General features: G+C 70.8%; 12 protein-coding genes. 1 reads left to right on the top strand and 11 read right to left on the bottom strand.

Translation table 11 applies throughout. The features are described 5' to 3' along the window. Positions 1-473: 473 nt before the first annotated feature. The gene (locus M6B22_RS07035; RefSeq protein ID WP_269445052.1) at positions 474-1,628 is read right to left on the bottom strand and encodes a PDDEXK nuclease domain-containing protein; all 1,155 of its coding nucleotides are present in this window, start codon (positions 1,626-1,628) and stop codon (positions 474-476) included. A gap of 237 nt (positions 1,629-1,865) precedes the next feature. Between M6B22_RS07035 and M6B22_RS07030 the strand changes: the two genes are divergently transcribed. Continuing rightward, the gene (locus tag M6B22_RS07030; RefSeq protein ID WP_269445051.1) at positions 1,866-2,108 is read left to right on the top strand and encodes a hypothetical protein; all 243 of its coding nucleotides are present in this window, start codon (positions 1,866-1,868) and stop codon (positions 2,106-2,108) included. Here the strand turns inward: M6B22_RS07030 and M6B22_RS07025 are convergent. The 10 genes from M6B22_RS07025 to M6B22_RS06980 form a co-directional block, all read right to left on the bottom strand. Further along, positions 2,105-2,719 (bottom strand): hypothetical protein, encoded by a 615-nt coding sequence (locus M6B22_RS07025; protein WP_269445050.1) that lies wholly within the window; start codon positions 2,717-2,719, stop codon positions 2,105-2,107. The genes M6B22_RS07030 and M6B22_RS07025 overlap by 4 nt on opposite strands. Positions 2,720-2,731: 12 nt before the next feature. After that, positions 2,732-4,585: a type IV secretory system conjugative DNA transfer family protein gene (locus M6B22_RS07020; RefSeq protein WP_269445049.1), complete on the bottom strand. Its 1,854-nt coding sequence runs from the start codon at positions 4,583-4,585 to the stop codon at positions 2,732-2,734. Further along, entirely contained in the window at positions 4,582-6,165 is a 1,584-nt protein-coding gene (locus tag M6B22_RS07015) for a hypothetical protein (protein WP_269445048.1), read from the bottom strand. Before M6B22_RS07015 ends, M6B22_RS07020 begins: the two co-directional genes overlap by 4 nt. Beyond that, positions 6,162-7,706, bottom strand: coding sequence for an SCO6880 family protein (locus M6B22_RS07010; RefSeq protein ID WP_269445047.1), 1,545 nt, complete (start codon positions 7,704-7,706; stop codon positions 6,162-6,164). The genes M6B22_RS07015 and M6B22_RS07010 overlap by 4 nt, the downstream gene beginning before the upstream one ends. A 174-nt stretch (positions 7,707-7,880) precedes the next feature. After that, on the bottom strand, positions 7,881-9,374 hold the full coding sequence (locus tag M6B22_RS07005; RefSeq protein WP_269445046.1) for a hypothetical protein: 1,494 nt from the start codon (positions 9,372-9,374) through the stop codon (positions 7,881-7,883). Next, the gene (locus tag M6B22_RS07000) at positions 9,371-10,165 is read right to left on the bottom strand and encodes a hypothetical protein (protein ID WP_269445045.1); all 795 of its coding nucleotides are present in this window, start codon (positions 10,163-10,165) and stop codon (positions 9,371-9,373) included. Before M6B22_RS07000 ends, M6B22_RS07005 begins: the two co-directional genes overlap by 4 nt. After that, positions 10,165-10,731, bottom strand: coding sequence for a DUF6112 family protein (locus M6B22_RS06995; RefSeq protein ID WP_269445044.1), 567 nt, complete (start codon positions 10,729-10,731; stop codon positions 10,165-10,167). The genes M6B22_RS07000 and M6B22_RS06995 overlap by 1 nt, the downstream gene beginning before the upstream one ends. Continuing rightward, positions 10,728-12,026, bottom strand: a complete 1,299-nt coding sequence (locus M6B22_RS06990) for a hypothetical protein (protein ID WP_269445043.1) — start codon at positions 12,024-12,026, stop codon at positions 10,728-10,730. Before M6B22_RS06990 ends, M6B22_RS06995 begins: the two co-directional genes overlap by 4 nt. Beyond that, positions 12,023-12,382, bottom strand: coding sequence for a hypothetical protein (locus tag M6B22_RS06985; protein WP_269445042.1), 360 nt, complete (start codon positions 12,380-12,382; stop codon positions 12,023-12,025). Before M6B22_RS06985 ends, M6B22_RS06990 begins: the two co-directional genes overlap by 4 nt. Before the next feature lie 133 nt (positions 12,383-12,515). Next, positions 12,516-13,301 carry a hypothetical protein gene (locus tag M6B22_RS06980; protein ID WP_269445041.1) on the bottom strand — a complete coding sequence of 262 codons (786 nt, stop codon included), beginning with the start codon at positions 13,299-13,301 and terminating at the stop codon, positions 12,516-12,518. Positions 13,302-13,534 lie beyond the last annotated feature (233 nt).

Genomic DNA, 13,534 nt, shown 5'->3' with positions numbered 1-13,534 from the left:
GCCCGCGGCCGGCCAGTGCTGTGCTCTGAGAGTGCCCCACACCCCGACCAAGCGCGCCGAGACACGGTCAATACGACATCAACCGCCATTCGGGATTATATCCCGAATGGTGTATCGGGTGCGCTCCCGCCGCCACCACTGCGCCACCGTGGAGATGACAGCGATGCCTTGAACCCGATAGCGCCTACTTCTCGAGAGTCAGAAACGGTGTGTCGCACAGCCCCGCTCGTGAGCCAGTGCTCGCGGGGCGGTGTCCGATGCGGCGCCCGCGCTCAGGGACGACCAGATCCGTCGTGAACAGGCTCGGCGGCGGAGGCGCATCTGCGCTACGGCCGAGGGAGCGATGTCGCCGCACCTTTGCAATGGCCCACGGCGCCGGAGTTCAACCACCAGTTTGTGCAGCAGCCCGCTGCACAAAACGCGATGGCGGCGAGCGAGGGTTGGCAGTTCAAGGCCGCCATTTGCCTCCGTGCTCACGTCGCACTGTCGCGATCGTTGAGGTCCGCGGAGCCGGCGCTGTCGATGTTGTCGTCCGGGAGCGCTTCGCCGAGCGTGCGCCCCGGGTGGCCCGCGAGCGGGGCATCGAGGATCGCGGTGAGTTCGGCTGGCTCCGGAAGGTGCAGCGCAGCCGGGTCGGGGGAGGGCTGGTCGGTGTAGTTGGCGACGGCCATCGGGGCTGTTGTGTTGGCCAGGGAGTAGCGGACCACCGCGTCGTTACGGCTGGCGCACAGCAGGATGCCAACCGTCGGGGCGTGGATCGTCGGGCGCCGCAGTCGGTCATCGACGACGGCGACGTAGAAGCCGAGCTGGCCGGCATAGTCGGGCTTGAAGCGGCCGATCTTGAGCTCGACGACGACGTACCGCAACTGCTCGACGTGGAACAGCACCAGGTCGACGTAGAAGTCGTCGCCGTCGACCTCGAAGTGCACCTGGCGGCCGACGAACGCGAACCCGCGGCCGAACTCGAGGAGGGTCTCCTGCAGGCGATCCATGAGGGCTCGCTCCACGTCGCGCTCGAGCGAGCGCTCATCGAGGTCGAGAAACTCGAAGACGTACGGGTCTTTCGTCAGTTGTTGCGCCAGGTCGGATTCCGGAGCGGGCAGTTGGCCGGTGAAGTTCGATGGCGCTGCGCCGACGCGTTCACGGAGCCGGCGGGTGATCTGCAGGCGCAGCACCTGCCGGGACCAGCCGCCTTCGGCCGCCTTGGCGGCGTACCACTCGCGGTCCGACCGGGTATCGAGGGTGTCGATGAGCACGAGAAGGTGCGTCCAGGGAAGTTGTGCAGCGGGCTGCTGCACAAATGGCTCAAGCTCCGGCCAGCACTCGGCGACCGAGCGCATGTAGTGCAGGTTGCGTCTCGACAGGCCGCGCATGTCCGGGAACTCGCTACGCAGGTCGTCGGCGAGCCGATCGACCACCTTGGCGCCCCAGCCGTCTTCGGCCTGGCGCTCAAGGATCGCGGCACCGATGCTCCAGTAGAGCTTGAGCAGCTCGGTGTTTGCCACTCGAGCGGCTCGAACCCGCGCGGCCCGGATGTCGGCTTTGAGTTTCGCCAACAGCTTCGGGTAACCGGCCGGGACATCCAAGGCCGCGGCACGCCGTCGCGTCGGAGCATTCTCGTCGGTCATATCCACGATGCTGCCTCACGGCAACGACGGCGCCGTCTGGTGGGCACGGGTCCGTCCGAACGTGCGCTTGCGGCGACCAACGGTGAACACGACGCTTCCCCCGAGGACGGGAGCGTGCCCGGAGCACCGGAGCGGCCGGGAGACCTTTGAGGGGCCGATCAGACACTGGGCCGTGATGTCACACCGCGGCGCTACCGTTGAGGTGACAGGGCCGCGGGCGAAGGGTTGGTGAGCATCATGGGTGATCTCCGCCAGCAGGTGACAGCCGCGTACACGATGGGCAACCTCGGGCTCTGGTCGCAGCTGCGCAACCAGTCCGACATCGACGACTACGCCGAAGACGAGGACTACGCCCCTGCCACCGGACCCGCTGCCGAGCGACGCTCGCCGTGGGCCTGCCTGCGGTCCCGATTGGTCCGGTCGAGTCTGGCGGCCGGTGTCGTCCTCGCCTACGTCAACCACTGGCCCGGCGGACACTAACTGGCACGCGCGGGGCGGTCGGCCGGCCGGTCGGCAAGTTCCTCGGCGAGGAAGTTGCGCCAGTCCCGCTCGTCGGTGAACGGGCGTGGCGTGGACTCGCTGTGTGATCGGGTGCTGCAGCCGTTCGGGTTGAACTGGTGCCAGCGGGTGCGGGCCCGGCCCAGCGCTTCGCGCCACCAGATCGGGTCGGTGCCCTTGGTCTCTGGCCGGTTGGCTTCGAGCCAGGCCCAGCGAAGTGCCTCGAGTTCGTCGACGAGACCGCCGTGCAGGTACCAGCAGTCGGGGATCTCCTTGGCGCCGATGTTGTTGCGTTGCACCAGGAACTCCACCCAGGCGCGCAGCTCGATCCACCGCTTTTCGGCCTGCTCGGCGGTGAGCATGTGCCACGGCTTGCGCAGCTGCGTTTGCGCGTCCTTGGCCGCCTTGTTCTGCGCCAGCTGGGCGACCACCTTGCGGATCTCGGTGAGCACTGACTCGACCTGCCGCACCCGGCCTTCCAGCGCCGGGTCCGCGCCGCTGCCGGGGCGGTCTAGCTCGGATTCCAGTGCCCCGACCCGCCGGGTCAGGTTCAGGACCGCTTCGTTGAGCATCCCGAGGCTGGGCTCGCTCATCACCGGCCTCCGCTATCCGGCCGCGGCGGAGCCGAAGCGGTCGGCTTGGCCGACGTCGGGGATGTTGTTGATGCCGCCGCGGCCGGTCAATCGCCGGCCCTCGGTCAGCGCCGCGGTGAACCGCTTCGCCTCGCGGCCTCGGTAGGACAACTCCAGCTCACCCTCGATCGGCTTCAGATGCCGGTAGATCAGCAGGAACCGGCCGGGTTTGATCTCCCGCACGCCGTTGACCGACAGCGTCGCCCGCGAGCGGATGTCCTCGTTGTAGCTGGTCGCGCCGCGACCGCGACTGCGCCGCAACCCGACCTCGTCGAACTCGCCAAGCAGCTCGGAGATCATCTTGTTGTCTCGTTGGTTGGCCGAGCCGGGAAGGATCATCCGGCAGGTGCAGGTGTCCCAGATGACCTCCGCTTCTTCGGCGCCCCATCGGGAGCGGGCCTGGGCGAGGGACTGGAACACCACGTGCGTTTGGAAGCCTTGGCCGCGGCCGTCGCCCAGCACGTAGGGCAGCGACGGCAGTGGTGCGATGTTGGCGCACTCGTCGAGGGCGAGCGTCATCGGCAGCGCCATCCGCTCCCCCGCCGATGAGGCGGCGAGCCGACGCCCGGCCTCGATAATGTCTTCGATGAGCGCGACGACTAGCGGTGCGACGGACAAGGTGGCCTTGTTCGATCCGAGTAGGTAGAGGGTATCGCCGGAGGCGATGAACTCCTCCGGGCTGAACCCCTCCCCGGGTCTCGGTGAGCACGCTCGGGCCACTCGCGGGTCGGCGAGTGAGTCGAACGCGCGCCGCACCCCGGCCCACACGCTGCCGACCTGATTGGGTGGGGCCGCTTTCTGCTCGGCCAGCTCGTCCGCCCATCCGTCAGCCGCGCCGGGGTGTTCGGCGAGGATGGTGATCGGCTCTTCCGCCCTGGGGTTGCGGGTCCAGCGCATGACGTCGATCGCCGTCTTGTTGCCCAGCGCCGCGGCGTGCAGGTAGCAGCGGATGACCGCGGCGGTTTGCCCGGCCCAGAAGTCGCCGTTGGTGACGCCTTTCCCGACCTGGGATGCCTCGGCCATGCCCGCGGCACGCACGATCGCCGTGGTCGGGTCATCGCAGCCCCGAGTCGGCGACCAGCGCAGCACCTCCGGCCAGCCGGAGATCTCCTGCGGGTCGAACACCCAGACCTTTCGCGGTCCGCGTAGCCCGTCGCGTTGTCGCAGCGCCACCGTGTTGAGCAGCACGTCGGGCTTGGTCGAGGTCGACACGACCGCGCCGAGCGCGTCGGCCACCGCCCGGTACATGAACCCCGTGCCCTTGCCGGCACCCGGCGGGCCGATCACCAGCACCGAGTCCTCGATGCTCGCGTAGAGCGGCACGCCGGCTCCGCGCATGCGCCCCAGCCGCGGCCCGCCGATCGGCGCCCGCCCGCCCTTGACCGCGACGGCGGGGTGCAGCCGCCGGGTGGCGCGCCGCACCGCGGAGACGCCGAGCAGCTTGCTCGCCCGAGTCGGTTTCTCATAACCGGGCCGAGTGATCAGCATCGGCAGCAGCAACACCGCCAACACCACGACCACGATCGCGTACAGCGCGAGCGCGATGCCGATCCAGATCCAGATCGTGCCGTTGCCCGCGAGCGAGTCGCGGTCGCTGGCTGGGTACGCGGATGCGAGATCGCCGGCGTGGGTGAACATCGCCCCGAGCAGGCTGGGGACCTCGCTGACCGGCAGGAACACCCAGCCGCGCCCGGAGATGCTCGAGGCCAGTCCGGCCGCGACGTCGGCGGTCACGCCGGCGCCTGCGGCCAGCAGCAGCAGCCCGACCGCGATCGCGATCAGCACCTCGTATCCGCCGCGCCGGGACGTGTCCCGGTCCCGGCTCACGCGACATCACCCATGCCCGCGCCGCCGGCCTCGTCGAGGTCGGCCTGGTCCGCGTGGTCAGTGTTGACCGTGTCGACCTGAAGACCGAGCATCTTGCTGTTTGTCTGCAGCAGCGGCCACTCGCTGGAGGAGTAGACGTGCTCCACGAGGAAGCTGCGCATCTTCCCGCGAACTTCTATCTGCCACAGCGATTCCCCGACGTCCAGGCCGCCGATCTCGCTCGCTTCAACGTCGGTCAGCGAGAGCATCTCTTGGCTGAAGTCGAGCTGGTCGGCGGCCTGGTGGTAGGAGACGCGGGTGCCGGTCTCGGACAGCATGCCCTCGGCGATCTCGCGCATCGCCAGGCTGGTGCCGGACAGGTCTTTGATCTTGTGGAACACCAGCCAGACGCCGACTCCCCACTGCCGGGACAGCTTCTGCTGCGCCGACAGGCGGGCCGCCAGGTGGCCGTTGCCGACCCGCATCATGCGCCAGCACTCGTCGTACCAGATCTTGCGGCGGACACCGTCCTGGCGCATCAGCGCCTGCTCCATCCACGCCTGCGAACAGGCCATGATCAGCGCCAGCGCCTCGTCGGACACCTGCAGCCGCTCGAGGTTGAGCACCACCAGGTCGTCGCCGAAGTCGATGCGGGTCGTCGAGGGGCCGTCGAACATGCCGGCCAGGTCGCCGTGCACCAGCCGGTCCAGCACCAGGTACGCGTCGCGGCTGGCGTCGCTGAACGCGCGCGCGTCGGCGAACCCGGCCGCGTGGGCGTCGGAGTCGTCGAGCGCGAGTATGGCGTCGACGACGTCGGGCAGGATCGGGGTGGCCAGCCGGTCGGCGTCCGCGCCGGCGGCGACGCCGGTGAGTTTCTGCAGCGCCGTCGTGATCGCTTTCCGTTCGGCCGGCGTCACCGCCCGGCCGAGGGTGGCGCTGGCCAACGCGGCCAGCAGCGAGATGCGGGCGTTGCTGATCTCCCGCACCCAGTCCTCGTCGTCAAGCCCGGACGGCCGGGGCGGCACATCGAGCGGGTTGAGCCGGGTCCGCAGCCCGGGTCCGAGGAACACCGGCTCGTAGCCCATCCACCGCGCCAGGCGGGTGTACTCGCCCTTCGGGTCACACGGCACCACGGACTTGATCCCGAACGCGGCGTCACGCACCACGGTCGTCTTTACCAGGCTCGATTTGCCGCTGCCCACGGTTCCTTGGATCAGACCGTTGGGGTTGAGCAGCATGCCGCGCTTGTACAGCTCAAAGACGTCGTAGGTAAACGAGCCGGACGAGAGCAGGTTGCGGCCCATCAGGATGCCGGGCGCGTCGATGCCAGCCTCGGCGATGAACGGGTACAGGCCCTGGACGTTGGCGCTGGTCTCCTGGAACGGCGGCAGCCGCATCGGCACGTAGTCGCGGTTGGAGAACTTCACCCCGCGACTGCCGCGCCGCTCGGCCTGCCGCGCGGCAGCGACCTGCTTGCGCTGCTCGATCTTCGCACGCCGGACGGCGATCTTCTGCTCCCGGGGGTGCTTGGCCGCGGCACGGCGCTCGGCCCGCTCGGAGCGGACCGCGGCCGCGCGCTCACCCCGCTGGACCCGGGTCACGCGGCCACCCCCAGCCCGAGCGGCAGACAGGTCGCGGCGAACGCGGCCGACTGCTGCGCATACAGGGTGCGCAGATCGAGGCGGGACAGGTTCGCCAGCGTCTGGATCTCCCCGGTGGCCTCCTCAAGGCCTTCCAAATCGTCGGCCGACACGGCGACCAGCAGCACCATGCGCATGTAGCCGTGCCCGGCCAGCAGTTCGGCGAGCTTGCGTTCGGTCTCGGTCTCGCTCTGCTCATCGCGCATCGTGGTCCGCTTGCCGAACGTGTCGCGGATCAGCTGGTCGCCGCTCTCGCGCAGCTGTTTGCGGTTCAGCTGCGCCTCGGCCTTCCGGCTCGGCACCGGCTCCACGATCATGGTCATGGTCCGCCGGTAGGTGGTCTCCAAGATCATCGGCGAGTGGAACGCCGCCTCCATGCCGATGCGCGGCAGCCCGGAGCACCAGAAGACCCGCGCGAACGCCGAGTCGGTCTGGTAGTGGTCGTTCGCCGCGCGGCCGGCGACCGGCCCGGCCGCGGACGGGTCCACGCCGGCGGCCATCTCCACCTGCCGGCCGCTGATCAGCGAGGCCAGTTCACCGCGGCCGCGCTGGTCGATGGTGTCGACGCTGGCCGGGTCGTACTGAGTGCGCACGACGGCAGCCAAATCGCGCGGGTTCAGCCAGCCCTCGCTGACCAACCCGATGCGTTTGACGCTGGTCTCGAAGGCGCGCAGCTCCTGGAACAGCACGGCCATCGCGCCGGCCTCGCCGCCGCCCGAGCGCTTGATGTCCTTGGCGGCCCTCTTCGCGCTCATCACCAGGGTGATGAACGACTCGTGACGCTGCGCGGTCGGCGCCGCCTCGTTGATCAGCTGCTGGTAGGCGCCGATCACCTGGCGGCGACGCTTGTCCAGCGACGGGCCGGCCGGCCCGCTCCCCTGCTCGAGGGTGTGGTCGAAGTGCCGCTGCACCGCGTCCCCGGAGTCCGGGATGGTCCGCTCGTGCACGGCCATCCGGATCAGCCGCGAGTTGTAGGTGGTCAGCCCGGCCATCAACTTGCCCCAGCCGTCGACACGGGCCTGCTGGGTGCCGGAATCCAACAGGCTGAACGAGCCGGCCCGCACCCGCAAGGTGGCGGCGTAGGAGCGTTCCTTCGGGTTGTAGACGACACCGACCGCCGAACCGCGGCCGTCCTCCAGGCGGGTCCAGCGCAGCGTGCCCGCCACACCATTGAGGATCGGGTTCGTCTCATTCGCGCGGTCAGCGCGCGGGCCCCCTCGCAGCACGTTCTCTCCCATCATCACTTGAAACACCCGGCCGGCCAGGACGGGCACCCACTCCCACAGGCCGCGGTCCAGGACCCGACCGAAGGCGACGTAGACGAGCACGATGTCCAGCAGCACCAGCCACACGACGGTGCCGGCGGACCCGGCGTTGAGCATCGGGACGAGGGAGAACAGCACCAACCAGCCGATGGCGAACTGCGGCGCGTGCAGGCCGAAGAACTTCCCTCGGCGGTCGAGGTCGCCGTAGGCGTACCTGGTGCCGTCCAGTTCGCTCATCGCGGGCCTCTCATGGTCGGGTGCTCTCACTGACGTCAAGCGCTGCGGGGATCCCCGAACACGACAGGCTCGGGGCAGAAACCTTTCCGGACCTACGCGCAGCGGCGGGTCGGTGACCGATCCCCGTGACCGCCGCCGACCCGCCCCTGACGTGGCGGTGGGCTGTCCCCCCGGTTAGCCCGCTCCGCCGGCTCCGCGGTTCTTCCGCAGCGCGGAGCGAGGCGAGGATCCGCCCTGACCACCGTCGCTCGGACGTCGGCCCGCCGCGGCTCCGCTACTGCCTGCGGCCCGGCGTGCGCCGCGCGCCCGCGACTGCCGTGCGGTGTTGGCAGCGGGGTCGGTGGGTCCGTGTCCACCTCCGGGACGGGACCCGGACGCGCCGCCTGGCCGTACTCGCTGCGCGGCGCGGCGGGCCGAAGCGATCACGCTGCTGCCGCCGGCGTGGGCGGAGCGGACCTGTTTGCTGCCGGCGCCGGTGACGCGGCCCAGCGCGCTGCGGTTGCCGCGGCCATCGTGGCCGCGAAGCTGGTTGCGGGCATTCGACAGCCCGCCTCGGCCCGAGTTCGACGCTGTGTTCAGCTGACCGACCAGCAGGCCGTCGGCGAACGCGACCAGGTACATGACCCCGAGCGGGCTCAGCACGGCGAAGGCCATCACGACAACGCCGCCGACCACACTGACCTCGACGTCGAGGCCCTTGGTGTCGCCGATCAGCATCGAGGCGCCGAGGGTGAAGGTGCCGATGATCGCGAGTTTGGACATCAGCAGGACGAACAGCAGCTCCGCGGCGCGCTTGACCATGCCGTTGGTCCAGCCGCCGCCGAGCCCGCCGGCGTAGACCGGGATGAACAGGCTGATCACGAAGATGCCGAGCCGGCGCACGATGAGCACGATGAACAGCAAGATCGAGAACACCAAGTAGAGCACCGCTACCAGGATCGCGCCGATGCCGCCGATCTTGTCGACCAGGCCCTTGATGGTGTCCCGGGTGCCGTCGGCGATGCTGTGCCCGCCGGTGACCGCGGCGCACCAGTCGTCGATCGCGCCGCTGGCCATCATGATCAGCGACAGCGACACGAAGGAGGCGAGCACGCCGATCAACGTCGCCGACACCGCGGTGAGCATCTGGGTCGGGTTGCGCCGCAGCGCCGCGGCGATGCACTGCACGAGCATGATCGCCAGACCCATCAGGAACCCGCCCATCATCATGTTCTCGTAGTTGTGCTTGAACCAGGCGACGTTGAAGTCGATGCCCAGGCCCTTGTCGGCGTAGCCGAGGATGCCGTGCACCAGGTTGGCCACGAAGTCGCAGATGGCGTGGGCGATCTGGTCGATGAACCAGTTCATCGCGTCTTCGAAGGCGTGCTTGACCGGCCCGAAGATGTCGAAGGCCTGCGCCGCGGGGGCGCTGGCCATGCTGAGCACGGCGAACACCACGAACACGGCCGCCACCACACCGGCGCGTCGCATCACCCGGCGGGTGCGCGTACCGCGCCACCAGCCGTGCCCGTCGACGCGGCGCAGCCGCGCGGGCAGCTGCTCGAGCGCGGAACGCAGCACCGCCTGCTCGTCGAGGCTCAGTTCCGGTCCGAGGACGAGTCGCCGCAGCGCGGTCCCGGCGGTGCCGCCCGGACGCGCGGGAGCGACCGGTGCCGCGACGCTGGTCATGATCCGGTCCCGGCCGGGTCGGTCTGGCCGATCGGGAACGGCAGGTAGCCCTGTCCGGCCACCGTGGCCAACTCCGGCCCGTTGTTCTGCACCAAGTGCGACCAGTTCCGCATCCGCCAGTCAGCCGACTGCCAGACGAGCTCGACCTGGTCGACCTCGTAGAAGGTCTCCCCGGCCCCGGCGGAGTCGCTAGGTGCGTCGGCCACGCCCTGCCCGCCGACGACGTACACGTCGATGGTGGCCGCGGTGCTGCTGGCCGATTCGACTCGGTAGCCGATCGGGTGCCCGTAGGCGATCACTCCGGGAGTCTGCAGGTTGGCGACGTCGAGGAGCTTGGCCAGCGCGGCGTCCTCGCTGCTGAAGTCACCGGCCATGCGGGCGGCGTCGGCCGGGGATGTCGCTATCGAGGACAGCACCGTCAACTCCTGGGCGTGGGTGCGGTTGGTTTGCACGTACAGCGCCGTGGTGTAGTTGCCGGCGGCCGCGACCGCGCCCTGCTGGTCGTGGCTGTAGCCGGCGATCACCGCGGCGCTGTTGCGGTGCAGCGGGCCGCGCTGCACCGTGGGCGGGATCGTGGGCGCCGAGGCTGGCGCCCCTGTCGAGGGCGACGCCGTGGTCGGCGCATCGGTCGGGCCGGGTTTCGTCGCGGCGGCCGCGCCGCCGTGGGCGGCGTACCCGACCAGGAAGGTCAGGCACAGCACGATGAGCACACCGGCGGCCGTCGCGATGATCCGCAGCCGCGAGCCATGCAGTTGGCCCGACGCGTCGTCGTAGTCGTAGTAGCTCGACATCACACGCCGCCGCCCGCGCCGATCATGAAGTTCACCAGCGCGACGCAGGCGCCGGTGAGCAGGGCCAGGCCCAGGCCGGCGAACACGCCCATCTTCCCGACCAGGCTCATCCGGTCCATGCCCATGCGCTCGCCCAGGGCCCAGCCGATGCCGCCGAGGACGACGGCGACCACCGCGGCCAGGCCGCCGTAGCTGATCAGCCAGCCGACGACCGGTTTGATCGTGTTGTACAGCGGGGCGTTCGCGCTGTTGGCCGCGATCGACAGGTTTCCCGTGCCGCCCCCGGCGTCGATGAACTTGTTCACCAGGCTCACCGCGGCGCCGACGAGGAAGCCGAGCGCCATGCCGGCGATCACGCCCATCTTGCCGGCGTTGCCGGCGCGGTCGAAGCCGAGGCGTTCGCCGACGCCCCAGCCGATGCCGCCGAGCATGACCGCCGCGACCGCGGCCAACCCGGCGTAGGCGAGCAGGCCTCCGATGAGTCCCTGGAAGGCGGCGTACCCGGGGCCGTTGCTCGGCGTGACGGTCACGCCGGGACCGGCCGACACGATCGTGGCGATGCTCATGGTGCGTTCCCTTCAGAGGTGAGGTGGTGGGTCGGTCCGGCGGCCAGCACGTGGGTCAATACCGCGGTCACAGCGGCGCGGGTCCGGGGCCGCAGCGCCGGCCAGTGCACCTGCGGGTCATCTGCCAGCGCGGGGTCGTGCGGCACAGAGGTGACGGAAACGCCGAGGGCACGCAGCCGCGCCAGAGCCGCTCGTCCTCGGCGCGGTCCGCCGCCGCGGACGTCGACGGCGGCGACGCTGAGCGCCGCGCCGCCGGCCGGTGCGGCGCTCTCGACCGCCTGCACCGCGTACTCGGCGTCGAGCAGACCAAGGGTGGTGAACGGAGCGACCACCAGCACGTGCGTCGCGATCGGCCAGAACTCGTCGGGCAGTGGCAGCGGGCATCGCCAGTCGACGAGGACCGCCGCCGTCGTCGTCGCAGCCGCGGCCAGGACCGCGGCTGCGGTCGCCGCGTCGAGGTGGGCGCCGCCGAGCTCACGATTCGGGGCGGCGAGCACCATCGGCCCGGTGCCGACGTCCCCGCTGGACATTCCCGGCGTGCTCGGCTGCAGCCCGACGCGCGGGTGCTGGCTCGTCCACTCGGCCAGAGCAACAAGGTCCCCGCCGACGGCGTTGCAACGCCCGCTCAACGCTCCTCGGTCGGAGCCGGCGGTCACGAGTACCGCGCTAGGTGTTGCCGCGAGTGCCGCGGCCACCAGGACGGCCAGCGTGGTCGCTCCGGCTCCGCCGCAGGCCGCGACCACGATCAGCCGGGGCGGCGCCCCGGCGGCGGTTGCGGTCATGCCCGGGTCCAGCACCCGGGTTCGCGCCGGTGGGCTCTGTTTGCGTTCCCGCGCCGGTCGACGCGCGGCCTTGTCCGGGGCGGCGACGGCCTGGCCGGTGCGGATATGCGTGCGGGGCGCGGCGACGCCGGCCAGCGATACCGGCCCGTCCCGCTCCGGCAGCCACGGCTCAGGTGGGTCAGGCGGCGAAGTGGGTCGGGTGGGGAGGTCTGTCGCCAGGGCGTTCGCCACCGGCGAGGGCGGCGCCACCGGCGCATTCCCTTCCAAGGGGTCGTGACGCTGGGCCGCGCGGATCCCGTACGCTTCACCATCTCCCACAGGCGGATGAGCTGCGGCGGCGTCGTGAAGCCCAGCGGCACGACGAGCCTGCTGAATCGCGGCCAGCAAGTCGCGGGTCGCTACGCGCTGGCGGATCGTGGCGGGCGCCACCGCGGCGTCGGGCGCGGTCCGGGACTTGGCGGCGTCCCGGTCCTCCAGCTCGTCGAGGTCCTCGGCGAGTGGCTGCGGGCTCACGCGGTGCTCCCGAGCGGCCGCAGCGCCGTGCGCCGCACTGGCCCGGGAGGCGGTGACGCGGTTCGCCGGGCCCACTGCGCGATGCCCGCCCGGCGCAGCGCCGCGGGTAGCGCATCGAGGTCGGCCTTGGCGCGTACGCCGGGCACCAAGGAGCCTTCGAGCAGCCTCACGAGCCTGGTCACGGTGCCCTGGCTGACTCGCCGCGAGGAGGACACTTCGGCCCTGATCCGTTCGAGCTCCGCATCCAGGTCTCGGTCGGCCGCGGCGTAGCGGTCCAGCAACTCGACGACCTCGCCGACGGTGGTGGGGCGGCTGGGTGTCGGCGGCGCGAGGGCGACGGCCTCAGTGTCTGGCATGGAACCTGCTCCTGGTCGGTGGAGGGTGGAGGTGCTCTCACTGCCACCAAGCGGTGTGGCGACCCCCGAACACGACAGGCCGCGGCGGGAGACTTTGGAGCGCCTTCGGACGGGTGCACCGAAGCCAGCTCAGCTACGCCACCAGGTAGGCCTCGCGGTAGGCCCGCAGCCGCTGCAGCGCGCGGTCACGGCGGCGCTGGACGGTCCGCACGGTGCATCCGCGCCGGGCGGCCACGACCGTCAGCGGCGCAGCGATCCCGGGTGTCTCGCGGGCGTACTCCACCTCGACCAGCACGGCCAGGTCCTCGGCGTCTACGGCGCCGGTCCGGCGAGCCCACAAGAGCATGTCGACCAGGTCGATGTCCTCTGCGTCGGACCCGCGAACCTCACGGTCGAGCACGCCCAGCCGACCGTCGCCGGACCCGTCCGGGCCGTGGGTATCGGCGATGGGGTCGATCAGCAGCTCGGGCGGCACGCTCCTGTCCGTGCGGTAGCGCTTGAGCTCGCGCCACACCACCTGCTGGGTGGTCATCAGCAGGTTCGCGGCGTACGCGTGCGTGCGCCGCGACAGCGGGTAGCTGTGCACCTGGAGCGCGAGCTCACCCAGCACGAGGCCGAGCGGGTCGGCGGCCAGATGACGGACCCGCTCGGCGATCCGGCGCGCCCCCGGAAGCAACAGGTGCAGCAGCACGATGACGGCGTCATGGTCGCCCGCGCCCTCGCCGGCGGCGAGGTGGACGAGGGCCGCGAGAACCTCGTCGGCGCGGCCCGGATTGCCCGGCGCGGTCAAGACCCGGAGCTCGTCGATCGAGCGCAGGCCAGCCAGCCGCGCGTCGCCGGACCACTGCCCGGGGATGCCAGCCGCATCGAGCCGGTGGACGAGCTGGGACCAGTCGCCGAGGGGGTGCGAGCCGTACATCGGTGATACCTCCGGGGAACGTCGGGCGCGTGGCCCAGACGCTCCGCAGGGAGGTCCACCAGTCAGTCGCCCAACGCGACCGCGCGGCGGCGCTGGCAGCGCAATCGCACGCCGCGGCGCCCGCCGTCGGCACCAAGACGAAGGTCGTACCCCAGCAATTCCGGGAGGTGTGAAGGTCGCCCCAGTCCACCGCGGCCGCCGCCAGGGGTGCAGGAAATTCCTGCAGGAGCGGG

Origin of the sequence: Jatrophihabitans cynanchi, from assembly GCF_027247405.1 — a bacterium.
GTDB classification, from domain to species: domain Bacteria; phylum Actinomycetota; class Actinomycetes; order Mycobacteriales; family Jatrophihabitantaceae; genus Jatrophihabitans_B; species Jatrophihabitans_B cynanchi.
The sequence above is the reverse complement of the archived record's forward strand: the minus strand, read 5'-3'. Positions and strand labels throughout refer to the sequence as shown.